The organism is Pseudomonas sp. KB_12, from assembly GCF_052114545.1.
GTDB classification, from domain to species: domain Bacteria; phylum Pseudomonadota; class Gammaproteobacteria; order Pseudomonadales; family Pseudomonadaceae; genus Aquipseudomonas; species Aquipseudomonas brassicacearum.
In genome coordinates, this window is the sequence record NZ_JBFREY010000002.1 from 138,146 (window position 1) to 160,811 (window position 22,666).

Below are 22,666 nucleotides of genomic sequence, written 5' to 3' on the forward strand. Positions count from 1 at the left end.
CGTGGCGAGGGAGCTTGCTCCCGCTGGGCTGCGAAGCAGACCCAAAAAACAGGCAACCGCTGCGCGCTTGAGCGGGAGCAAGCTCCCTCGCCACAAAAGCTTTCTCGCCAGCCCTTCCACGCTCCATTACCGGGCAACACGCTTTGATACGGTGCAATAAATCCCTCCCCAATCCGCTCAAGCAGCCCGCGGCTCAATAAATCCGCACCTTCGAGCCAGTTGGCACAACCACTGCATACCCCCTATCAACATACATAAGGCAACGCCTCCAACGATGAAGGCGGTGCTTCCCGAGAGAACGGGACCAGGACAAAGGCGTCCTCGCTAGCTTGCTAGCGGGACGCCTTTTTTTGTTTTCGTAAAAATGACCGAGCCAGTCCGATCGCCGTGATAAAGCGGACCTGAGCTTGCGGAGAACCCTGATGAAGAAACTCAAACTGGTGATGATCGGCAACGGCATGGCCGGGGTTCGAACCCTCGAGGAACTGCTCAAGCTGAGCAACGAGCTGTACGACATCACGGTGTTCGGCGCCGAGCCCCACACCAACTACAACCGCATCCTGCTCTCGCCGGTGCTGGCCGGTGAGCAGACGTTCGAAGAGATCGTGCTCAACGACCTGAGCTGGTACCTGGACAACAACATCAAGCTGCTGCTCAACCGAAAAGTGGTGGAGATCGACCGGGTCAAGCGTCGGGTCATCGCCGAAGACGGCAGCGAAGCCGAATACGACCGCCTGCTGATCGCCACCGGCTCCACACCCTTCATCCTGCCGATTCCTGGCAACACCCTGGAAGGCGTGATCGGTTACCGCGACATCGCCGACACCCAGGCGATGATCAATACCGCCAAGACCCACAAGCACGCGGTGGTGATCGGCGGTGGCCTGCTCGGCCTGGAAGCGGCCAACGGCTTGAAGCTGCGGGGCATGGACGTGACTGTCGTCCACATCGGTGAATGGCTGTTGGAACGGCAACTGGACAAGACCAGCGGCCAACTGCTGCAGACCGCCCTGGAAAGCCGTGGCCTGAAATTCCGCCTCAGCGAACAGACCCAGGCCTTGCACGACGCCGGCAATGGCCGGGTCGGCTCGGTCCAGTTCAAAAACGGCGACATCATCCCCGCCGACCTGGTGGTGATGGCCGCCGGCATCCGTCCCAACACCGAACTGGCGGAAAAATCCGGCATCCCGTGCAACCGCGGGATCCTGGTCAACGACACGATGCAAACCTACGACCCGCGCATCTACGCCATCGGTGAATGCGCCAGCCACCGCGGCACCGCCTACGGCCTGGTGGCGCCGTTGTTCGAACAGGCCAAGGTCTGCGCCAACCACCTCGCGCAACTGGGCTTCGCCACTTACAAGGGTTCGGTCACCTCGACCAAATTGAAGGTCACCGGCATCGATTTGTTCTCCGCCGGTGACTTCATGGGCGGCGAAGGCACCGAGACCATCACCCTTTCCGACCCCATCGGCGGCGTCTACAAAAAGCTGGTGATCAAGGATGACGTACTGGTCGGCGCCTGCCTGTACGGCGATACGGCAGACGGCGGCTGGTATTTCCGCCAGATCCGTGAGAACCACGGCATCAGCGAGATCCGCGATCACCTGATGTTTGGAGAAAACGCACTCGGAGACGTCGGCCACCAGGGCCAGGACAAAGCCATGAGCATGGCCGACACCGCCGAAGTCTGCGGCTGCAACGGCGTGTGCAAAGGCACCATCGTCAAGGCGATCCAGGAACACGGGTTGTTCAGCGTTGATGACGTGAAAAAACACACCAAGGCCGCCAGTTCCTGCGGCTCCTGCGCCGGCCTGGTTGAGCAGATCCTGATCAACACCGTCGGCGGTGCGGCGGACGTCAAGCCGAAAAGCGAGAAAGCCATCTGCGGTTGCAGCGACCTCAACCATGGCCAGATCCGCCAGGCGATCCGCGACCAGCATTTGCTGACCATCGCCGGGGCCATGAGCTACCTGAACTGGCGCACCCCCAACGGCTGCGCCACCTGCCGCCCGGCGTTGAACTACTACCTGATTTCCACCTGGCCTGGCGAAGCTCACGACGACCCACAGTCGCGCCTGATCAACGAACGCGCCCACGCCAACATCCAGAAAGACGGCACCTACTCCGTGGTCCCGCGGATGTGGGGTGGCGTGACCAACCCTTCGGAACTACGGCGCATCGCCGACGTGGCCGACAAGTACAACGTGCCCATGGTCAAGGTCACCGGCGGCCAGCGCATCGATTTGCTGGGAATCAAGAAGCAGGACCTGCCCGGCGTGTGGAAAGACCTCGACATGCCGTCCGGCCACGCCTACGGCAAGTCCATCCGCACGGTGAAGACCTGCGTCGGCAGCGAGTTCTGCCGCTTCGGCACGCAGAACTCCACCCAACTGGGCATCGAGCTGGAGCACGACCTGTTCAACATGTGGTCACCGCACAAGGTGAAACTGGCCGTCTCCGGTTGCCCACGCAACTGCTCGGAAGCCGGCATCAAGGACGTCGGCATTATCGGCGTCGACTCCGGCTGGGAGATGTACATCGGCGGCAACGGCGGGATCAAGACCGAAGTCGCGGAGTTTTTCGTCAAGCTCAAGACTGCCGAAGAAGTGCGCGAATACAACGGCGCCTTCCTGCAGCTGTACCGCGAGGAAGCCTTCTACCTCGAACGCACCGTGCATTACATGCAGCGGGTCGGCATGGAGCACATCAAGAAAGCCGTGCTGGAAGATCCGGTTCGACGCAAGGCGCTCCATGAACGCCTGAAGTTTTCCCTGTCGCTGGAACAAGACCCGTGGAAACAGCGCCTGGAACAACCCCAGCTGAAGAAAGAGTTTGAGGTCATTCCCGTGAAAAACCTGGAGGTGCCGGCATGAACTGGCTGGATATCTGCGCACTGGAAGAGATCAATATCCTTGGTTCGCGCATCATCAACGGCCCGAAAGGCGACATCGCGATTTTTCGTACCAGCGACGATGAAGTGTTCGCCCTCGATGATCGTTGCCCGCACAAGGGTGGCCCACTGTCCCAAGGGTTGGTCTACGGCAAGCGCGTGGCCTGCCCGCTGCACAACTGGCAGATCGACCTGGAAAGCGGCCAGGCCCAGGCCCCGGACGTGGGCTGCGCCCATCATCATTCGGCCCGGGTCGAGAACGGCCGGGTGCAGTTGGCACTGCGGGACGCAAGCTGATGAACCGCCAGACCACTGCCTCGACCTGCTGTTATTGCGGGGTCGGTTGCGGCGTCCTGATCGAGCATGACGACGAGCGCATCCTCGGCGTCAGCGGCGATCCCGCCCATCCGGCCAACTTTGGCAAACTGTGCAGCAAGGGCTCGACCCTGCACCTGACGGGCGACCTCGCCGCCCGCGCGCTCTACCCCGAGTTGCGCCTGGGCAAAGGCCTGGCCCGGGCCCGCACCAACTGGGACAGCGCCCTGGATCACGCCGCCAGCGTCTTCGCCGAGACCATCGCCGAACACGGCCCGGACAGCGTGGCGTTCTACATCTCCGGCCAATTGCTGACCGAGGATTACTACGCCTTCAACAAGCTCGCCCGGGCATTGGTGGGCACCAACAACATCGACAGCAATTCGCGGCTGTGCATGTCCTCCGCCGTGGTGGGCTACAAGCGCAGCCTCGGCGCCGACGCCCCGCCCTGCAGCTACGAAGACCTGGAATTGAGCGACTGCGTGATGATCGTCGGCAGTAACATGGCCTACGCCCATCCCATCCTCTTTCGCCGTCTCGAAGAGGCTAAATCCCGCCGGCCGCAGATGAAAATCATCGTCATCGACCCCCGGCGCACCGACACTTGCGACCTGGCGGACCTGCACCTGGCGATCCTACCGGGCACCGATGTCGCCTTGTTCCATGGGATTTTGCACTTGCTGCTGTGGGAAGACTGGGTCGATCGCGACTTCATCAAGGCCCACACCGAAGGCCTGGCCGACCTGAAAAATCTGGTACGTGATTACACCCCGAGCATGGTCGCCCAGCTGTGCGGTATCAGCGTCGAGCAACTGCAGCAGTGCGCCGAATGGGTCGGCACGTCGCCGAGTTTCCTGTCGTTGTGGTGCATGGGTTTGAACCAGTCCACCGCCGGTAGCGCGAAAAACAGCGCCCTGATCAACCTGCACCTGGCCACCGGGCAGATCGGCCGTCCAGGTGCGGGGCCGTTCTCGTTGACCGGTCAGCCCAACGCCATGGGTGGACGAGAAACCGGCAGCCTGTCGAACCTGCTGCCGGGCCATCGTGAAGCCGCCAACCCGGAGCACCGTGCCGAAGTCGCCCACTACTGGGGTGTCGAGCAACTGCCCGCCACCACTGGCTTGAGCGCCATCGAGCTGTTCGAGCAGGTGCGCAGCGGCAAGATCAAGGCCTTGTGGATCGCCTGCACCAACCCTGCCCAATCGATGCCGGACCAGACCGCGGTACGTGAAGCCCTGCAAGCCTGTCCATTCGTGGTGTTGCAGGAAGCTTTCCGGACCACCGAAACCGCCGCGTTTGCCGACCTGCTGCTGCCAGCGGCCAGTTGGGGCGAGAAAGAAGGTTCGGTGACCAACTCCGAACGGCGCATTTCCCACGTCCGCCGGGCCATCGCCGCACCGGGTGAAGCACGTGCGGACTGGGCAATCACCGTGGATTTCGCACAACGCCTGGAAAAACACCTGCGCCCGGGCCAGCCCAGCCTGTTCGCCTTTGAAAGCCCGGCCCAACTCTTCGATGAATACAAACAGCTGACCCGTGGCCGCGACCTGGACTTGTCCGGCATCAGCCATGCCCTGATCGATCAACTCGGCCCTCAGCAATGGCCCTTCCCGGACGGCGCCACGGTCGGGACGGCGCGCCTGTACGTAGACGGGATTTTTCCGACCGACAGCGGCCGGGCACGGTTTGTGGCCGACCCCTATCGCGCCGCCAAGGAACTGCGTGACGCCCGCTACCCGTTGACCCTGAACACCGGCCGCCTGCGCGACCAATGGCACGGCATGAGCCGTACCGGTACTGCCGCGCAGTTGTTTGGTCATGTGAACGAAGCGGTGCTCAGCCTGCACCCCGACGAACTGCAACGCCATCGCCTGCAAGCGGGCGACCTGGTCAGCCTCAAGAGCCGTCGCGGCAGCGTGATCGTGGCCGTGGACAGCGACGACAGCGTGCGTCCCGGCCAGGCCTTCCTGCCCATGCACTGGGGCGACCGGTTCCTCAAGGGCGGCGTGAACACCCTGACGCAACCAGCCTTCGATCCCTTGTCGAAACAACCGGAACTCAAGCACAGCGGCGTGCGCCTGGAACCGGTGAACCTGCCTTGGCAGCTTTTCGCCTTGATCGAAGGCGATGTTCAACAACATCTGGAGGCCCTGCGCCCCCTGTGTGAGGCATTTTCCTACGTCAGCCTGAGCCTGACTGGTCGTGAGCGTCCCGCGTTGCTGATTCGCGCTGCCAGCGCCGTTGCCCCTGAACCGCAACTGCTCCAGGCCATCGACGAACAACTGGGCCTGATCGATGGGCCGGTGCTGGCCTATGACGACCCGCGTCGCGCCATCGGTAAACGGGTGCGCATCGAAAACGGCCGCATCACCGCTATTCGCCTGGCCGGCGAAACCTTGGCCCGCCACTGGTTGCAAAACCTGTGGCTGGAAGGTCGTGCCGATGAACAACTGCGGCGCTGGCTGCTGGCGCCTTTGAGCGCGCCGCCGGGCAACGTCGGCGCCGCAACGGGTGGCAGTAAAACGCTGTGCAACTGCATGAACGTCAGCCAGCGTGCGATCTGCGCAGGCATCGAACGTGGCCTGGACTTGCAGGGGCTCAAACAGGAACTGGGCTGTGGCACGCAATGCGGCTCCTGCGTACCGGAAATCAAGCGCCTGCTGGTTGCCACTGCGCAACCGCTGGCGGCTATCTCGTGAGGAAAACACTATGAACGCAAAAGTCTGGCTGGTGGGTGCAGGTCCCGGTGACCCTGAATTGCTGACCCTCAAAGCCGTGCGCGCCCTGGGCGAGGCCGACGTGGTGCTGATCGACGATCTGGTCAACGCCGCGGTGCTGGAGCATTGCCCCGATGCGCGCATCATTGCCGTGGGCAAGCGCGGCGGCTGCCGCTCCACGCCCCAGGCCTTCATTCATCGATTGATGCTGCGTTATGCCCGCCAAGGCAAATGCGTGGTGCGTCTCAAGGGCGGCGACCCGTGCATCTTCGGCCGCGGCGGTGAAGAGGCGCAGTGGCTGCGCGAGCAGGGTGTCGAAGTGGAGATGGTCAATGGCATCACCGCCGGCCTCGCGGGGGCGACCCAGTGCGATATTCCACTGACCCTGCGCGGGGTTGCCCGGGGCGTGACGCTGGTGACGGCCCACACCCAGGACGGCAGCAGCCTGAACTGGCAAGCCTTGGCGCAAAGCGGCACGACGCTGGTGGTGTACATGGGCGTGGCGAAGCTGAGCGAAATTCGTGAGCAATTGCTGGCCGGCGGCCTGGCGGCGGACACACCCGTGGCCATGATCGAAAACGCCTCCCTGCCCCACCAGCGTGACTGCCGCAGCGACCTGGCCTCGATGGAAGCCGATGCCAGCACCTTTCAACTCAAGAGCCCGGCGATCCTGGTGATTGGCGCAGTGGCCGGCGCTGCCGAACGGGCCGCCTCCCCACCGGCCTGGGCCCAGGTTTCAGCTCTCTGACATACAACCCCTACCAAATGTGGGAGCGAGCTTGCTCGCGATTGCAATGTATCAGCAGCCTGGATGGTGACTGACACACCGCAATCGCGAGCAAGCTCGCTCCCACAATGGGATCGGAGTACGACTGGGAGAGCCAGGTCGGCTGTCAGGCCGCTTTCGCGAGCAAGCTTTGCTCCCACAGATCGGATGGGTGTACGACCGGGAGAGCCAGGTCGGCTATAAGGCCGCCTCGGGGTGGACGTTGATCTGGGGCGCCCCGTTAACCACGCTGGCCGAACGCAGGTATTGCGTAGTGGGCATCCCGGCATGGATGCCGGGATAGCCGCGCTGGGCCATGGATGGCCCTTCGCGGCGGGCCCACGGAGCAATGCCTTCGTTCGGGCATGCCGAGCCTAGGCGAGGCACCGAGTGGTGGGGCAGAAGCGCTTTGGTTACTTTCGCGCTTTTCGAAAGTGACCCGCCGTCAGGGCGGAACCCTAAGCAGCCGTTACCGCAGCAATGGATATGTACTCAAACCAAAAATCCTGGTTAACCGTAAGGCCGCCATCGCGAGCAAGCTCGCTCCCACAGGTTCAGTGATCCAGCCCTGAGTCATAAATCCCAGGCAAAGAAAAGCCCGGCCTAGGCCGGGCTTTTCCAAAGCTGTGGGCTAATTACTTAGCTTGGGCTTCAACCTGCGCTTCTACGCGACGGTTAACTGCACGACCAGCTTCAGTGGCGTTGTCAGCAACTGGGCGGGATTCGCCGTAGCCAACAGACTGAACGCGGGACGATTCAACACCGTACTGGTTGGTCAGAACTTGCTTAACGGCGTTTGCACGACGCTCAGACAGTTTCTGGTTGTAAGCGTCAGGACCGACGGAGTCAGTGTGACCTTCAACAGTGGTGCTGGTGGATGGGTACTGCTTCATGAAGTCAGCCAGGTTCTTGATGTCGCCGTAGCTGTTAGGCTTGACAACCGACTTGTCGAAGTCGAACTTCACGTCCAGCTCAACACGTACGACTTCAGCAACAGCTGGGCAGCCATCAGCGTCAACGGTTACGTTGGCTGGGGTGTCAGGGCACTTGTCGACGTTGTCGCACACGCCATCGTTGTCGCTGTCGGAGCAGACTTCAGCCGGAGCTGGAACTGGAGCAGCAGCAGGCTTGGAGCCGCCACCGAAGTTCACACCGATACCGACGCTTGGAGCCCACTCGGTGTCGCCCTGGTCGATGTTGTACTGAGCTTCAACGCCGGCACGGGCGTAGAAGTTCTCGGTGAAGTACAGCTTGGCGCCGCCACCAACGTTAGCGAAGGTGGAACGGTTACGACCGCTGGAGCCGTTCTGACCGATGCTCTGGTCGGAGAAGCCAGCCGATACGTACGGACGCAGCATGTCACCTGGGTTGTTGAAGTGGTACAGGGCATCCAGAGCGGTGTTGGCGCCCTTGATGTTACGACCGTCGTCGGAACGTGCGTTGTGCACTTCGTCGTAGGCCAGACGCAGTTCAACGTCGTCGGTCAGGAAGTAACCAACCGAACCGCCGAACAGGTTGCCGTTGTTCTTGAAGTTACGAGCGCTGTCGAATTGTTCTTTCTTGGCGAAGCCTTCGATTTCAACTGCGCCTTGGCCTTGTGCCAGAGCGCCGAACGAAGTGGCAGCAATCAAAGAACCAATGGCAAAGCCCAAGGTGTTTTTCAGTTTCATCCGTTAAATCCCCATCTGGTGATTGTGAAGCAGTCCCGCAAACCGGGGGACAACTCGGCGGCAAGTCTATCAGAACTTGCCTACACGTAAGAGATATTTGCGCCGAACTTAAGTTTCAGCAATGCCTGCAAATTTCTCACGCAATTTGTCAAGCGCGCGCTTGTAACGCATTTTTGTCGCGCTCAAACCCATATGCATTATGTCTGCGATCTCCTGGAATTCCAGCTCTGCGACAAATCGTAGCACCAGAATTTCCCGATCGATCGGGTTCACATAGACCAGCCAACGATCGAGTCCCCCCTTCTCCTCGGGCTTGGGCGCCTTATCTTCCGACGCTTCCTCCAGAGGATCCAGGCTCAAAGCGTCCATCAAGCGACGCTTTCGCCGTTCCTTGCGATACTGCGTGATGCATTCGTTGTAGGTGATGCTGTAGAGCCAGGTCTTGAACTTCGATTTCCCCTCGAAGTTCTTCAGCCCATACAGCACCTTCAACATCACCTCCTGACAGACATCGTCAGCATCGCGATCGTTCCCAAGATATCGTGCACAAACGTTAAATAATGTTCTCTGGTAACGGCGCATCAATTCTTCATAGGCGCGCGTTACGTGAAACAGCTCGGTATGCGCGCGCGCGACCAACTCCTCATCAGAGAGATCACGGGGGTCGTAGCGCGTAGATAGCGATTGGGGTTTGTTCAAAACAAGTCGGGCCGACAGTCTAGGTCAATGTGCGCCGCAGCCTGCGATAGCAGGCATTTTGCGGCGGCATACATTAGCAGGGTTTGCCGGGTTAGCGGCTACTCACATGCTGTTCCAGCAGGATCCGATTGGAAAGCGACACCAGCTCGCCCTCCTCGGTCAGCAATGTGGTCTTCACCGTGCCAATCTCTTCGATCTGGCCTTCGACCTCGCCAACACGCACTTGTTGCCCAACCTCATACAATTCACGCACATAGATTCCCGCCAGGATCTGACCGGCGATTTCACGACTTCCCAATCCCATTGCCAGCGCAACCGCCAGACCAACGGTAATCAAAACGATCACGATCACGTGGTTGAGCAGGTCTGTCTTGACCTCCAACTGGCTGATCGCCACCGAAATACTGATGATGATCACCAGGCCCTGGGCAATTCGCCCTACGCCAGCGGCGTAGTCCAGCCCAACGCCTTCGGCCGCGCCGCGCACCAGCCCATTGGCCAGTTGCGCCAGCAGAACGCCGACCAGCAACACCAGCGCAGCACCAAAAACCTTCGGCAAATACAATGCGAGCATATCGAGCGTAGCCGAAACTCGCTCAAGGCCGAGGGATTCTGCTGCCGAAACCAGGAAAATCAGCAATACGAACCAATACACGATCTTGCCGACCAGGGTCGAGATCGGTACCTGGATGCCGCCACGGGACAGCAATTTGGTCAGGCCGGTGCCGCCCATCAGGCGATCGAGGCCCAATTTGGCGAGCAACTTGGACAGCAGCGTGTCCAGCAGCTTGGCCACGACAAAGCCCAACAGCAGCACCACCAGGGCGCCGAAGAGGTTCGGGATGAAGTTAGCTACTTTGGTCCACAACGCAGTCATCGCCGTGACGAGGCTCTGGGTCCAGAGATCAAGTTCCATATTCAATCAGCCTTATCAGCGGTGCGAGTAACAGGTTTACGGCGGGAAACCGGCGAGAGATGGGCCGATCCGTTATTCAGGGCGATCATCAGCGCGGGCAACCAGCGGCCCAGCAGGCTGAACAGATCGCCCGCGCCGACCTGGCGGTTGGCGGTTTTCAGTACACGTCCCAGGCATGCATCGTCGTCCCGGCTGGACGGCGAAGCCTTGAGCATGTCGCGCAAAGACTGTTCAAACGGATCGTGCATACGCACCTCTCGTGATGTCTGTGGAAGACGCGATCAAATTTCGTCGGGTCACATGAAACCCCATCACACCCAGCGCAAACGGCGAAACAACCACCACTGGCCCAGCGCCACGCAGATCATCAGCAGGCAGGCGACCATGAAACCGTAGGGGCTTGCGGAAAACGGAATGCCGCCGACATTGATACCCAGAAGGCCGGTGAGAAAACTCATCGGCAGGAAAATCCCGGTGACGATACCGAAGCGGTACATGGTGCGGTTCATGCGCACCGAAAGACGTCGGTCTTCGGCCTCCAGCACAAGCCCCACGCGCTCTCGAGTCAATTCCAGCTCCTCGAGGTAACGGGTCAGGCTGTTGTTCAATTCGTTCCAGTAGTCACCGTCATCGTCGCAGAACCATGGCAGTTTGAGCCGCGTCATCTGGCCGAAAATGTCCCGCTGTGGCGCCAGGAATCGCTTGAGCCCGGCAGCCCTTCGACGGATGTGCAAAATGGCGTCGTGCTCGGGAGTATACCGTTCGTCGGTATCGAGTTTTTCTTCCTCGCCATCGACGATTTCGGAGAGACAGGTGACCAGGTCCTGCACCTTATTGGTGAGGTATTGCGCCATGTAGAGGATGAGTTCGGACGCCGTCTTCGGGCCCTTGCCCTCGGCCAGCTGCGCCAACAGCTCATCGGTGGCGCGCAACGGACGCAGGCGCAGGGAGATCACCCGCTGGGCGGACGCAAAGATCCGTACCGACACCATGTCTTCAGGTTCGGCGCCCGGGTTGAGATTGATCCCCCGCAGGAACAGCAGCAGCTCGGCATTGGGCAACGGCAACAGCCGCGGCCGGGTGTTTTCTTCGAGCAGCAGGTCGCAGTTGAACTCGCTCAGGCCACTGGATTTGCGCAACCAGGTGTGGGTTTGCGGATGACTGCGATCCCAGTGCAGCCACAGGCTTTCATGGGCCTGCAACTGCAAATCGTCGAGTTCGGTCCGGGCTATGGAACGCGCGCCGCCTTTACCGTCCAGCACCAGGGCATGCACCAGCCCCCACTGCGCGTTTTCTTCCTCGAACATCCTCATCCCTTATGGCTGTACTGCTTCATTCAGGCATTTTCAGCGGGCTTGGCGAGACGATCACGCCGTTATTGTCCGCATAGACATACTCGCCCGGGCGAAACGTCACGCCGGCAAAGGTCACCGGCACATTGAGTTCGCCAACGCCGCGCCGGTCAGTCTTCATCGGGTGACTGGCCAGGGCCTGAACCCCGAGATCCGTCTGGGCAATGATGTCGACGTCGCGGATGCAACCGTAGACCACCAGCCCTTCCCAGCCGTTTTTCGCGGCTTTTTCCGCCAGCATGTCCCCCAGCAGCGCCCGACGCAGGGAACCGCCGCCATCGACCACCAGCACCTTACCGTTGCCCTTGAGTTCAACCTGCTCCTTGACCCGCGAGTTGTCCTCGAAGCACTTGATGGTCACGATTTCGCCGCCGAAGGAATCGCGACCGCCGAAATTGCTGAACATCGGCTCCAACACCTGCACCAGTTCCGGGTAGGCGTCGCACAGGTCGGGCGTGAGGTAATGGTTCATCGAACAACTCCTGAAAGGCTGGAACGTCGGACTGAATGAGCAACCGTTTGTGACTGGAACCGCTTGAAGCGTCATATCTTAGCCGCAAGCCGACCAGAGCGAAATGACCTTGTCAGAGCCTTCGCCTCAAACCGCCTCGGCCAACTGGGGCTGTTCGGCCAGCAAAGGGGCCTGCTGATCCTTGAGCCAACGCGCCACCAGCGGCCAGACCTCAAGGTGCGCGGCCTTGCTGACCAGCATCTCGACGTGACCGAAGTCTTCGGTGAAACCCTGTCCCCGGCCCAGGCAGACAAACTGCTTGTGCTCGGAACCGATCTGATCGAAGAGTTTGCGGCACGCCCAGGTCGGGTCCTGGTGATCGCCTGCGGCACTCACCGCCAACACCGGCAACTGGACATCAGCCAACCCGGCCCACCAGTTCTTCTCGGCATCGCCGAAACGTCCGAACAGGCCGTACCAGCGCATGCTTTCCAGGGCCAGGCCGATGGGCTCGTCCTCGGGGCCGCGCTTGAGCCTTGAACCGGACAATTGGGCAAAACGCTTGAGTATGAAGCGACCGCTCCACTCCACTGGCGGAATCTTCAGCGGCCAGTAGGTACGGCTGACCTGGGTACCAAAAAACGCCGCCGACGCCACCGCCGGCTCGCCCAGGTAATGACCGCCCAGGGCGGCCGCCAGGGTGATGCCCCCCAGGGAGTGACCGATCCAGTGGGGCACTTGCCCGCTCTGCTCACGCACGAAGGCGCCAATGGCCGGCAAGTCGTAGCGGGCGTAGTCGGCCACGCGATTGTGGCGATAGCCCAGGTTGCGCTGGGACAACCCATGGCCGCGCATCTCGGGGATCCAGACATCGAACCCCAGGCGTGCCAGGTACGCGCCCAGGCCCAGGCCCTTGGGGGAATACCAGAAACGCCGGTTGGAAAAACTGCCGTGCAACAGGATCACCGGGACCCCACGGGTCTCGCAGGCATCGGCCATGCCCAGCCGGGTGACGGCCAGTTCGACGCTGGCGTCCGGGCTGTTGCCGGGTTTCAAGCGATAGACATCTTCGCTCAGATCACCGCGCCGCTCGGCGCTGATCAGGGCGACAGGAAAGAGGTTGCTGCTGCTTTGCATGATCTTCTTGCACAAAAAAGGGCGGCATCCTTGTGGAGCCCGCCCTACAACCACAGAACCTGTGGGAGCGAGCTTGCTCGCGATGGCAGAGTGTCAGTCAGCATTAAATTTTGCTGACCCACAGCTATCGCGAGCAAGCTCGCTCCCACAAAGTCAACTCACAGGCTTTAGTCGATCAAAGATCAGACCGCCGCCTGACCCTCAGCCAGGAAGAACCAGGTTTCCAACACGGAGTCCGGGTTCAACGAAACGCTTTCGATGCCCTGCTCCATCAGCCACTTGGCCAGGTCCGGGTGGTCCGACGGGCCCTGGCCGCAGATGCCGATGTACTTGCCAGCCTTGTTGCAGGCGGCAATGGCGTTGGCCAGCAGCTTCTTGACCGCCGGATTCCGCTCATCGAACAGGTGCGCGATGATCCCGGAGTCGCGGTCCAGGCCCAGGGTCAGCTGGGTCAGGTCGTTGGAACCGATGGAGAAACCGTCGAAGAACTCGAGGAATTCTTCAGCCAGGATCGCGTTGGACGGCAGCTCGCACATCATGATCACGCGCAGGCCATTGTCGCCACGGGCCAGGCCGTTTTCCGCCAGCAGGTCGACGACCTGGCTCGCTTCGCCCAGGGTCCGGACGAACGGCACCATGATCTCGACGTTGGTCAGGCCCATTTCGTTGCGCACACGCTTGAGGGCGCGGCATTCGAGCTCGAAGCAGTCGCGGAACGATTCGCTGATGTAGCGCGAAGCACCACGGAAGCCCAGCATCGGGTTCTCTTCTTCCGGCTCGTAGAGCTTGCCGCCGATCAGGTTGGCGTATTCGTTGGACTTGAAGTCCGACAGGCGCACGATGACCTTTTTCGGCCAGAACGCCGCCGCCAGGGTGCTGATGCCTTCCACCAGCTTCTCGACGTAGAAACCGACCGGATCGTTGTAGCCGGCAATGCGCTTGTCGACGCTGTCCTTGATGTCCTGCGGCAGGCCGTCGTAGTTCAGCAGTGCCTTGGGGTGCACGCCGATCATGCGGTTGATGATGAACTCCAGGCGGGCCAGGCCCACGCCAGCGTTCGGCAGTTGCGCGAAGTCAAAGGCGCGGTCCGGGTTGCCGACGTTCATCATGATCTTGAACGGCAGGTCCGGCATGGCGTCCACGGAGTTCTTCTTGATGTCGAAGCCCAGTTCGCCCTCGAAGATGTAGCCGGTATCGCCTTCGGCGCAGGACACGGTCACGCCCTGGCCGTCCTTGAGCAGTTGGGTGGCGTTGCCGCAACCCACCACGGCCGGGATCCCCAGTTCACGGGCGATGATCGCCGCGTGGCAGGTACGCCCGCCGCGGTTGGTGACGATGGCGCTGGCGCGCTTCATCACCGGTTCCCAGTCCGGGTCGGTCATGTCGGAGACCAGTACGTCGCCGGCCTGGACCTTGTCCATCTCCGAGACGTCCTTGATGATCCGCACCTTGCCGGCGCCGATGCGCTGGCCGATGGCACGGCCTTCCACCAGCACGGTGCCGGTTTCCTTGAGCAGGTAGCGCTCCATGACGTTGGCCTGGGTGCGGCTCTTCACGGTTTCCGGACGGGCCTGCACGATGTACAGCTTGCCGTCGTCACCGTCCTTGGCCCACTCGATGTCCATCGGGCACTTGTAGTGCTGCTCGATGATCATCGCCTGCTTGGCCAGCTCGCTGACTTCGGCATCGCTGAGGCAAAAACGCGCGCGCTCGGCCTTGTCCACGTCGACGGTCTTCACCGAACGACCGGCCTTGGCTTCGTCGCCGTAGATCATCTTGATGGCCTTGCTGCCCAGGTTGCGGCGCAGGATGGCCGGACGACCGGCTTGCAGCGTGCCTTTGTGGACGTAGAACTCATCCGGGTTCACAGCGCCCTGCACGACGGTTTCACCCAGGCCGTAGGCGCCGGTGATGAACACCACGTCACGGAAGCCCGACTCGGTGTCGAGGGTGAACATCACGCCGGCGGTGCCGGTTTCGGAGCGGACCATGCGCTGCACACCGGCGGACAGGGCAACCAGCTTGTGGTCGAAGCCCTGGTGCACGCGGTAGGAAATGGCACGGTCGTTGAAAAGGGAGGCGAAGACTTCCTTGGCGGCACGGATGACGTTTTCCACGCCACGGATGTTCAGGAAGGTTTCCTGCTGGCCGGCGAAGGAGGCATCCGGCAGGTCTTCGGCGGTGGCCGAGGAACGCACGGCGACGGCGATGTCGGGATTGCCTTCGGACAGCTTGGCGAAAGCGGTGCGAATCTCGGCGTTCAGTTTCTCGGGGAACTCGGCGTCCATGATCCATTGGCGGATCTGGGCACCGGTCTTGGCCAGGGCATTGACGTCATCGACGTCCAGGGCATCGAGCGCATCGTGGATCTGCTTGTTCAGGCCGCTCAGTTCCAGGAAATCACGATAAGCCTGGGCGGTCGTGGCGAAGCCACCTGGTACCGATACACCGGCACCGGCGAGGTTGCTGATCATCTCGCCCAGGGATGCGTTCTTGCCCCCCACATGCTCCACATCATGGACGCCGAGCTTATCGAGGGAAACTACGTACTCTACCAAGGTGATCTCTCCACTAACTGTGTTGGAAAAGCTCAAGGCACCGGTGGCTCCAGGGGAGCGATGACCGGCGATATGGCCTGGACCTGGAAAATAAGTGAGAATGCGGACCACTGGCGGCCAGCAAATCGCGCCTATCATATCCAAGAATCGTCACTAGCTCACTAGCTTAAGGCCCAAGGCGCAAATGAAACGATCTGCTTTCTTTATCTCCGACGGCACCGGCATTACGGCCGAAACGCTAGGCCAAAGCCTGTTGGCACAGTTCGAAAACATTACCTTCGCCAAGTTCATACGACCGTACATCGACAACGTCGACAAGGCGCGGGCCATGGTACAGCAAATCAATAAAGCCGCCGAAACCGACGGTTTCCGCCCGATTATCTTCGATACCATCGTCAATCAGGACATCCGTGAGATTCTCGCGACGTCCAATGGTTTCATGATCGACATTTTTTCCACGTTCCTGGCGCCCCTGGAACAGGAACTGAGCGAGCACTCGTCCTACTCGGTCGGCAAATCCCACTCCATTGGCCACAACTCCAACTACATGGAGCGGATCGAGGCGGTCAACTTCGCGCTGGACAACGATGACGGGGCCCGCACGCATTATTACGACAAGGCCGACCTGATCCTGGTGGGCGTGTCGCGCTGTGGCAAGACGCCGACGTGCCTGTACATGGCGATGCAGTTCGGCATCCGTGCGGCCAACTATCCGCTGACCGAAGACGACATGGAGCGCCTGCAGCTGCCCAGCGCCCTGCGTGCCCACCAGCACAAGCTGTTCGGCCTGACCATCGACCCGGACCGCCTTACCGCGATCCGCAACGAGCGCAAGCCCAACAGCCGCTACTCGAGCTATGCCCAGTGCGAGTTCGAAGTGCGCGAGGTGGAAAACCTGTTCCGGCGGGAGAATATTCCACACATCAACTCCACGCATTTTTCCGTGGAGGAGATTTCGGCGAAGATCCTGGTGGAGAAAGGGGTGGAGCGGCGGTTCAAGTAAGGTAGAGGCCTTAAGCCAAAACCTGTGGGAGCGAGCTTGCTCCCACAGGGGAATCGGTGGTGGTGCTGGGTCAGCGCTTCAACCGCTCGACCAACACCTGCCCCACCTCCAGCGCCGACGCCGGGTTCTGGCCGGTGATCAACTCCCGGTCCATGACCACATGGGACATCCATGGCGATGTGTTGCTACGGTATTGCCCACCCGCCTGTTCCAGTGCGGTTTGTGGATAGAACTTCATGCTCCCGCCGCCCAGAAGCCCCTTGGCCAGTTCTTCTTCCTGATTGCTGATTACCGTCATCTTGTACCCGGCGTAGATCCAGTCGGCCTTGGCCGAGGCCTGGCCTCTGGCGGCCAACTGGTCGACGAAGCCCCTGGCATCGGGCAGGGTCGACAGCAGCGCTATCGGCCCGTGGCAGACCAGCGCGGTGGTCTTGCCCTTGTCATGAAAATGCGTCAGCACCCGTCCCAGCGGCGCGCTGGTCAGCAAATCCTGCATCGGCGCGTGCCCGCCGGGGATGTACAGGGCGTCGAACCGCTCCAGGCCGATCTGCTCGACACGGGCCAGGCTGATCACCGGTGAGTCCTTGGCCGAGGTGATGTTCAACTGCGCCAGCAACGCCTGGTAGCGCTCCAGCTCCGCCGAGTCATTGTTGAAGTACATCTTGTCCACCGAGGAACGGTCCAGCGTCGGCGCCTTGCCCTCGGGCGTTGCGAACGTCACTTGGTGACCCGCCTCCAGCAACAGTTTCACCGGTTGCAGCAATTCGTTGAGGTAAAAGCCGGTGGAGAAGACCTGGCCATTTTTCAGATCCAGATGATCGGCGTCCGACAGGACCACCAGCACGTTATCGGCATGGGCCGCGACGCTGATGCCTGCCAGAACGACAGACGTTGCCAAGGTAGTGAGCTTTTTCATGATGACTCCAGAACGCTTCGATAAAAGATGGCTCACTGTATTGATGCGTTTACCGGCGATAAACTGGCCACCCGGAACATCACCTGGCCTCTGGAGGCAATAATGGCTCGTCGTTTCGATCATCTGGCGGACGTGGAAGCCTTCGTCACGGTCGTGGAAAAAGGCACCCTCAGCGCCGGCGCCGTGGCGCTGGGGACCACGCCTTCGGTCCTGAGCCGCGCCATCTCCCGCCTCGAAGCCCGGCTTGGGGTGCAATTGTTACGACGCACAACCCGGCGGCTGAACCTGACCGATGCCGGCACGGTGTACCTGGAACAGTCGCGCTCGGCCTTTGCCCTGATTGACGATGCCGAGCGGCGGATCCAGGGCCAGGACGGTGTCCTGACCGGTCGCGTACGCCTGAGCGTGCCGACGACCTACGGTCATTACCGCCTGCCGTCGCTGTTGTCGCGTTTCGCCCAGGCGTGCCCGCAAGTGCGGGTCGAGCTGAGCATCACCAACCGCAATGTCGACCTGGTGGCCGAGGGGTATGACCTGGCGATCCGCCTCGGGCCATTGCCGGACAGCGGGCTGGTCGGCCGCAAGCTCGAAGACGCCCGCCTTTGCCTGGTGGCCGCGCCGCACTACCTGGCACGCGCCGGAACGCCCCGGCACGTCGATGAACTGGCTGCACACGCCTGCCTGCCCTTCGTGATGCCCAGCAGCGGACGCATCGCCCCCTGGCTGTTTCGCGAAAATCATCAAGATCGGGAATGGCTGCCGGTGGGCAATGTGCAGGTGTCCGACGATGTATTGGGCATCGTGTCCCTGGCCCAGGCCGGGATGGGGATCTGCCAGACCTATGAGTTCATTGTCCGGGAGCGAATCGAGCGCGGGGAACTGGTGGCTTTGCTGGAAGACTTCGGCGGACGCAGCCGGCCGTTTTCAATCATCTATCCGCCGCACCGACAACTGCCGGCGGCGGCACGGGCGTTGATTGATTTTTTGATCGCGCAATAGCCCCTGTGGGAGCGAGCTTGCTCGCGATGGCGGAGTGTCAGCAGCATCGATATTGCTGATCCGCCGCCATCGCGAGCAAGCTCGCTCCCACAGGGGTTCTGATGTGACTGCAGGATTTTTATTCTCCCGCAGCCTTCCTGTGGAAGCTTCCTTACTGCCACAAGCTCTGCATTTAGTGAACCGCAGCCGCCTGCTCGTCCATCTTCTTGCGCAGGCTCAGCGGGCGCATGTCGGTCCAGACTTCTTCGATGTAGGCCAGGCATTCCTTCTTGAACCCGCTTTTGCCGACGGTGCGCCAGCCTTCGGGGACGGCCTTGTAGTCTGGCCAGATCGAATACTGTTCTTCGTGGTTGACCACGACCTGAAAGACGATGTCCTCGCGGTCGAATACTGAAGTCATGGGTGTCTCTCCATCTTTGCTCGAGGTTCGCTGCGGCGCATGCGCAGCCAGGATATGAAAGGAACGTACGGGCCCGAGTGAAAATTAGGCCTCGACAACCGCCGCCTGCAGGGCACGCCCGAAAATCTCGGCAACCCGGTCGATTTCCGCCTTTGTGATGATCAGCGGCGGCAGGAACCGCACCACGCCGCCTTGCCGGCCACCCAACTCCAGGATCAGCCCGCGCTTGAGGCATTCACGTTGCAGCCGTGGCGCCAGCCGTGCATGCACCGGCGGATGGCCCAGCGCATCGGGTTTACCCGCCGGGTTCACCAGTTCGACGCCGAGCATCAACCCGCGACCGCGGATATCGCCCAGTTGTGGGAAGTCTCGCTGCAGGATGCGCAGGTGCTCGCTCAAGCGTTCGCCCATGGCGGCGGCGTGGGCCGGCAAGTCGTGCTCCTGCAGATAGCGCATCACTGCGGAACCGGCGGCCATGGCCATCTGATTGCCACGGAAGGTCCCGGCGTGAGCACCCGGCAGCCAGGTGTCGAGCCAGTCGCGATAAACCACCACCGCCAGCGGCAGGCTGCCACCGATGGCCTTGGACAGCACGACCACGTCCGGGATGATCCCGGCGTGCTCGAACGCAAACATCTTGCCGGTACGGCCAAAGCCGCTCTGGATTTCGTCGACGATCAACGCCACCCCCGCCTGCTCGGTGATCCGCCGCAAGCCGCGCAGCCAGTCCAGATCAGCGGGAATCACCCCGCCCTCGCCCTGCACTACTTCGACGATGACGGCTGCCGGCAATTGCACGCCGGCCTCGGGGTCATTCAGCAGGTTTTCCAGGTAATGCAGATTGGCCTTCACGCCCGCCACACCGCCCAGCCCGAACGGGCAGCGGTAATCGTAGGGGTATGGCATGAACTGCACGCCGCTGCTGAGCAAGGCGCCCAAGGGTTTCTTCGGCCCCAGGCTGCCCATCAGGCTCAACGCCCCTTGGCTCATGCCGTGATAACCGCCCTGGAACGACAGCACGGTGCTGCGGCCGGTGGCGGTGCGCACCAGCTTGAGGGCCGCTTCCACGGCGTCAGTACCGGTGGGGCCGCAGAACTGGATCTTCGCCTGGGCGGCCAGCTCTGCCGGCAACAAACCGAACAGGTCCTGGACGAAGCGGTCCTTGACCGGCGTGGTCAGGTCCAGGGTATGCAAGGGCAGCTCATCGGCCAGCACCTGCTGGATCGCTTCGATCACCACCGGATGGTTATGCCCCAGCGCCAACGTGCCAGCGCCGGCCAGGCAATCGATGAAGGTGCGCCCCTCGACGTCCTCGACATACAGCCCCTTGGCACGCTTGAGGGCCAAGGGAATCCGCCGTGGGTAGCTGCGGGCATTGGACTCCTGCCGACTCTGGCGGGCCAGCAGCGGCGACTCATTGAACTGGTAGAGCGTCTCGGCCGGCGCAGGACTGACCCGGGCCGGCTGTGCTTCGATAAGACTGTTGGCGACTGACATCCCTCGACCCCGCAATACACTGAAGTAATGACCCAACGACACACCGCACAGGTGCATCTCCGGTCGGAGCGCACATGCAGGTTTCCTGTTGTGGAAACGCATCAGCAATGCAGGGATTTACTCTCGGGCAGAACTTTCTCCGTCAGCGCGATCAGTGGTTTGTCCTTGAAGCCTGTGGGAGCAAAGCCTTCCTACAGGCCATTGCTAAAGTGAATCAGGCCGGTAACACCTGAACCGGCACAGTCAATTCGACTCGCAGCCCATCCGGGCGCGTGTCGAAATGCAGACCACAGCCGCAACGCTGGACGATGGCCTGGACGATCGCCAGCCCCAGGCCGCAGCCGGTGCTCTGGCCGTTGCGCCAGAAGCGCTGGGTCAGGTGCTGGATGTCGTCGGCGGCGATGCCGGGGCCGTGGTCGCGGACCTGGAAGCGCACGCGCTGGCCGATCATCTCCAGGCTCAGCTCCACATCGGTATCGTCCGGCGTATGGCGCAGGGCGTTATCCAGCAGGTTGCGCAAGGCGGCGATGGAGAGCACCGCCGGCATCTGCACCGGTGCATCGGACAACCCTGGGGACACGTGCAGCCTGATCCGCCGCGAATCACTGCTGGCGGCATCCTGGATCGCCAGCCGGGCGACCTGCTCGGCGTTGCATTGCACGCCATCGTCGAACGACAGGCTGCCTTCGACCCGCGCCAGCAGCAGCAACTGTTCGAGTGTGCGATGCATGCGGTCGGCGCCCTCCTCGGCCCGGGCCAGGGATTGGTCGCGGGCGGCGCCCTCGGTCATGCGCGCCACTTGCAGGTGCGTCTTGATGGCGGTCAGCGGGCTGCGCAACTCGTGGGCGGCGTCGCCGGTCAGCCGTCGCTCGCGCTCGATGGTCTTGCCGATGCGCTGGAACAACTGGTTCTGGGTCTCCAGCAGCGGTCGCAATTCGCTGGGCAGTGGATGGATCTGCAAGGGCTCCAGGGAGTCGGCGCTGCGCCGCATCAGCGCATCGCGAATGCGATTGAGCGGTGCCAGGCCCTGGCCAATACCCAGCCACAACAGGCACAAGCAACCGAGCAACGCCACGCCCACCGGCACCGAGGCGGCCAGCAGTATCGACATGTTCAGGGCTTCGCGTTCGATCTGGCGGTCGGCGGTCGTGACGCGCAAGTCACCCCGGGCCAGGGTGAAGCTGCGCCAGGGCGCGCCGTCGATCATCTGGTCGTGGAAACCCATTTTCTCGGCTTCCAGGGTTTGCTCTGGGGTGCCGTGGCTGCGGGCCAGAATCTCGCCGCGCAAGGAGCTGACCTGACAGGCCATGCCGCCAGGAATGCTCAATTGCTCGGAGCTCAAATGCGTGCCGTCGCCCTTGCTGGGCAACGGTGGCATCTGTTCCAGCAACCCGGCGACCATCCGCGCGGAGGCCACCAGGCGCTGGTCGAGGGAAAACATCATCTGGTTGCGCAGGTCACTGAGCATCCACGCCGCGGCCAGGGCCCAGATCAGGGCAAAGGCCGCGCCGAGGGTCAGGCTCAGGCGCAGTCGCAGGCTCATCACTTGGAAGACTCTCCACCTTCGGCCGGCCCCAGGCGATAACCCAGGCCGCGCACAGTCTCGACAATCCCGTTGCCCAACTTGCGCCGCAGGTGATGGATATGGACGTTGAGGGCGTTGCTTTCCAATTCGTCGTTGAACCCGTAGACGCTGTCCTTGAGCTGTTCGGTGGACAGCACCCGGCCGCGACTGTGCAGCAGCGCCTGCAACAGCGATTGCTCGCGCCGGGACAGATCCACCGGCTGGCCGTCCAGGGTGGTTTCCCGACTGCTGGGGTCGTAGGTCAGGCGACCGTGCTCGATCAGGTTGACGCTGCGCCCCGCCACGCGTCGCAGCAACGTGTGCAGGCGCGCCGCGAGTTCGCGCAGGTCGAAGGGTTTGAGCAGGTAGTCATCGGCGCCGGCCTGCAAGCCGTCGACCCGGTCGGTTACCGAGTCCCGGGCAGTGAGGATCAGCACCGGCGTCTCCAACCCCTGCTGACGCAGTTGCCTGAGCAGCTTGAGACCGTCCTCGTCGGGCAATCCCAAGTCCAGCACCATGACGTCGAATTCCGCCACGCCGACCATCGCCCGCGCCGCCGATGCGGTGGCGACGTGCTCGACAGTCAGGCCCTGCGCCGTAAGGCCGGCAACGATCCCGCTGGCAATCAACTCATCGTCTTCGCAGACCAGTACGCGCATGGTAAGCCCCGTGGAAAAAGGTACATTAGGCCGCCGGCCGATTAAGCCGACATTATGCGACGAGTACAGCCAACATGGGCGATCATTGCGGCCTGCCGGTCGTCGTCGGGTTAATCGACGGTTAATCGCCAGCCGCCATTGTGTTTTCCACTTG

19 protein-coding genes are annotated in these 22,666 nt (G+C 61.8%); 6 read left to right on the forward strand and 13 right to left on the reverse strand.

Features of this window, described 5'->3' with window-relative positions; all coding sequences use genetic code 11:
* Window positions 1–422: 422 nt before the first annotated feature.
* Genes nirB through cobA form a run of 4 tightly spaced genes read left to right on the forward strand, consistent with a single transcriptional unit; the run spans window position 423 to window position 6,673 of the window.
* Complete coding sequence (nirB, locus tag AB4Z20_RS01775; protein ID WP_320390104.1) at window positions 423–2,876, forward strand: nitrite reductase large subunit NirB; 2,454 nt, start codon at window positions 423–425, stop codon at window positions 2,874–2,876.
* Entirely contained in the window at window positions 2,873–3,190 is a 318-nt protein-coding gene (gene nirD, locus AB4Z20_RS01780) for a nitrite reductase small subunit NirD (protein WP_018605256.1), read from the forward strand. Before nirB ends, nirD begins: the two co-directional genes overlap by 4 nt.
* Window positions 3,190–5,907: a nitrate reductase gene (locus AB4Z20_RS01785; RefSeq protein ID WP_253472783.1), complete on the forward strand. Its 2,718-nt coding sequence runs from the start codon at window positions 3,190–3,192 to the stop codon at window positions 5,905–5,907. The genes nirD and AB4Z20_RS01785 overlap by 1 nt, the downstream gene beginning before the upstream one ends.
* 10 nt (window positions 5,908–5,917) lie before the next feature.
* A complete protein-coding gene (gene cobA / locus AB4Z20_RS01790) occupies window positions 5,918–6,673 on the forward strand; it encodes a uroporphyrinogen-III C-methyltransferase (protein WP_442089209.1) in 756 nt (251 codons plus the stop codon).
* Between the two features lie 653 nt (window positions 6,674–7,326).
* Here cobA and AB4Z20_RS01795 read toward each other — a convergent pair.
* From AB4Z20_RS01795 to ppsA, 8 genes are all read right to left on the reverse strand, one after another.
* A complete protein-coding gene (locus AB4Z20_RS01795) occupies window positions 7,327–8,361 on the reverse strand; it encodes an OmpA family protein (protein WP_214510862.1) in 1,035 nt (344 codons plus the stop codon).
* A 108-nt stretch (window positions 8,362–8,469) separates the two neighbouring features.
* Complete coding sequence (sigX, locus tag AB4Z20_RS01800; protein ID WP_003183614.1) at window positions 8,470–9,060, reverse strand: RNA polymerase sigma factor SigX; 591 nt, start codon at window positions 9,058–9,060, stop codon at window positions 8,470–8,472.
* A 91-nt stretch (window positions 9,061–9,151) separates the two neighbouring features.
* A complete protein-coding gene (locus AB4Z20_RS01805) occupies window positions 9,152–9,976 on the reverse strand; it encodes a mechanosensitive ion channel family protein (RefSeq protein WP_003199523.1) in 825 nt (274 codons plus the stop codon).
* A gap of 2 nt (window positions 9,977–9,978) precedes the next feature.
* The gene (locus AB4Z20_RS01810; RefSeq protein ID WP_003199521.1) at window positions 9,979–10,224 is read right to left on the reverse strand and encodes a hypothetical protein; all 246 of its coding nucleotides are present in this window, start codon (window positions 10,222–10,224) and stop codon (window positions 9,979–9,981) included.
* A 63-nt stretch (window positions 10,225–10,287) separates the two neighbouring features.
* A complete protein-coding gene (locus AB4Z20_RS01815; RefSeq protein ID WP_214510861.1) occupies window positions 10,288–11,283 on the reverse strand; it encodes a zinc transporter ZntB in 996 nt (331 codons plus the stop codon).
* Window positions 11,284–11,308: 25 nt separating this feature from the next.
* Entirely contained in the window at window positions 11,309–11,800 is a 492-nt protein-coding gene (rraA, locus tag AB4Z20_RS01820) for a ribonuclease E activity regulator RraA (RefSeq protein WP_003199517.1), read from the reverse strand.
* A 126-nt stretch (window positions 11,801–11,926) separates the two neighbouring features.
* Entirely contained in the window at window positions 11,927–12,916 is a 990-nt protein-coding gene (locus AB4Z20_RS01825) for an alpha/beta fold hydrolase (protein ID WP_320390100.1), read from the reverse strand.
* Window positions 12,917–13,098: 182 nt separating this feature from the next.
* Complete coding sequence (gene ppsA, locus AB4Z20_RS01830) at window positions 13,099–15,474, reverse strand: phosphoenolpyruvate synthase (protein ID WP_214510859.1); 2,376 nt, start codon at window positions 15,472–15,474, stop codon at window positions 13,099–13,101.
* A 184-nt stretch (window positions 15,475–15,658) separates the two neighbouring features.
* Between ppsA and ppsR the strand changes: the two genes are divergently transcribed.
* Complete coding sequence (gene ppsR, locus AB4Z20_RS01835) at window positions 15,659–16,477, forward strand: posphoenolpyruvate synthetase regulatory kinase/phosphorylase PpsR (protein ID WP_014337326.1); 819 nt, start codon at window positions 15,659–15,661, stop codon at window positions 16,475–16,477.
* 70 nt (window positions 16,478–16,547) lie between these two features.
* On the opposite strand, the gene AB4Z20_RS01840 is transcribed toward ppsR, so the two are convergent.
* A complete protein-coding gene (locus AB4Z20_RS01840; RefSeq protein ID WP_258690649.1) occupies window positions 16,548–17,393 on the reverse strand; it encodes a type 1 glutamine amidotransferase domain-containing protein in 846 nt (281 codons plus the stop codon).
* 102 nt (window positions 17,394–17,495) lie between these two features.
* On the opposite strand from AB4Z20_RS01840, the gene AB4Z20_RS01845 reads away from it, so the two are divergent.
* Entirely contained in the window at window positions 17,496–18,392 is an 897-nt protein-coding gene (locus tag AB4Z20_RS01845; protein ID WP_258690648.1) for a LysR family transcriptional regulator, read from the forward strand.
* Between the two features lie 172 nt (window positions 18,393–18,564).
* On the opposite strand, the gene AB4Z20_RS01850 is transcribed toward AB4Z20_RS01845, so the two are convergent.
* The 4 genes from AB4Z20_RS01850 to AB4Z20_RS01865 form a co-directional block, all read right to left on the reverse strand.
* Window positions 18,565–18,792, reverse strand: coding sequence for an MbtH family protein (locus tag AB4Z20_RS01850; RefSeq protein WP_079305605.1), 228 nt, complete (start codon window positions 18,790–18,792; stop codon window positions 18,565–18,567).
* A gap of 84 nt (window positions 18,793–18,876) precedes the next feature.
* Window positions 18,877–20,289, reverse strand: coding sequence for an aspartate aminotransferase family protein (locus tag AB4Z20_RS01855; RefSeq protein ID WP_442089210.1), 1,413 nt, complete (start codon window positions 20,287–20,289; stop codon window positions 18,877–18,879).
* A gap of 214 nt (window positions 20,290–20,503) precedes the next feature.
* Entirely contained in the window at window positions 20,504–21,835 is a 1,332-nt protein-coding gene (locus AB4Z20_RS01860) for an ATP-binding protein (RefSeq protein ID WP_253472761.1), read from the reverse strand.
* Window positions 21,832–22,512: a response regulator gene (locus tag AB4Z20_RS01865; RefSeq protein WP_013692602.1), complete on the reverse strand. Its 681-nt coding sequence runs from the start codon at window positions 22,510–22,512 to the stop codon at window positions 21,832–21,834. Before AB4Z20_RS01865 ends, AB4Z20_RS01860 begins: the two co-directional genes overlap by 4 nt.
* Between the last annotated feature and the right edge of the window lie 154 nt (window positions 22,513–22,666).

Bases quoted from the DNA above. Each gene is read 5' to 3' on its own strand.
- AB4Z20_RS01815 (WP_214510861.1), bottom strand. From the start codon at position 11,283: ATGTTCGAGGAAGAAAACGCGCAGTGGGGGCTGGTGCATGCCCTGGTG.
- AB4Z20_RS01865 (WP_013692602.1), bottom strand. From the start codon at position 22,512: ATGCGCGTACTGGTCTGCGAAGACGATGAGTTGATTGCCAGCGGGATC.
- cobA (WP_442089209.1), top strand. From the start codon at position 5,918: ATGAACGCAAAAGTCTGGCTGGTGGGTGCAGGTCCCGGTGACCCTGAA.
- AB4Z20_RS01785 (WP_253472783.1), top strand. From the start codon at position 3,190: ATGAACCGCCAGACCACTGCCTCGACCTGCTGTTATTGCGGGGTCGGT.
- AB4Z20_RS01805 (WP_003199523.1), bottom strand. From the start codon at position 9,976: ATGGAACTTGATCTCTGGACCCAGAGCCTCGTCACGGCGATGACTGCG.
- AB4Z20_RS01810 (WP_003199521.1), bottom strand. From the start codon at position 10,224: ATGCACGATCCGTTTGAACAGTCTTTGCGCGACATGCTCAAGGCTTCG.
- AB4Z20_RS01840 (WP_258690649.1), bottom strand. From the start codon at position 17,393: ATGAAAAAGCTCACTACCTTGGCAACGTCTGTCGTTCTGGCAGGCATC.
- AB4Z20_RS01850 (WP_079305605.1), bottom strand. From the start codon at position 18,792: ATGACTTCAGTATTCGACCGCGAGGACATCGTCTTTCAGGTCGTGGTC.
- ppsR (WP_014337326.1), top strand. From the start codon at position 15,659: ATGAAACGATCTGCTTTCTTTATCTCCGACGGCACCGGCATTACGGCC.
- nirD (WP_018605256.1), top strand. From the start codon at position 2,873: ATGAACTGGCTGGATATCTGCGCACTGGAAGAGATCAATATCCTTGGT.
- AB4Z20_RS01845 (WP_258690648.1), top strand. From the start codon at position 17,496: ATGGCTCGTCGTTTCGATCATCTGGCGGACGTGGAAGCCTTCGTCACG.
- rraA (WP_003199517.1), bottom strand. From the start codon at position 11,800: ATGAACCATTACCTCACGCCCGACCTGTGCGACGCCTACCCGGAACTG.
- AB4Z20_RS01825 (WP_320390100.1), bottom strand. From the start codon at position 12,916: ATGCAAAGCAGCAGCAACCTCTTTCCTGTCGCCCTGATCAGCGCCGAG.
- nirB (WP_320390104.1), top strand. From the start codon at position 423: ATGAAGAAACTCAAACTGGTGATGATCGGCAACGGCATGGCCGGGGTT.
- AB4Z20_RS01795 (WP_214510862.1), bottom strand. From the start codon at position 8,361: ATGAAACTGAAAAACACCTTGGGCTTTGCCATTGGTTCTTTGATTGCT.
- AB4Z20_RS01855 (WP_442089210.1), bottom strand. From the start codon at position 20,289: ATGTCAGTCGCCAACAGTCTTATCGAAGCACAGCCGGCCCGGGTCAGT.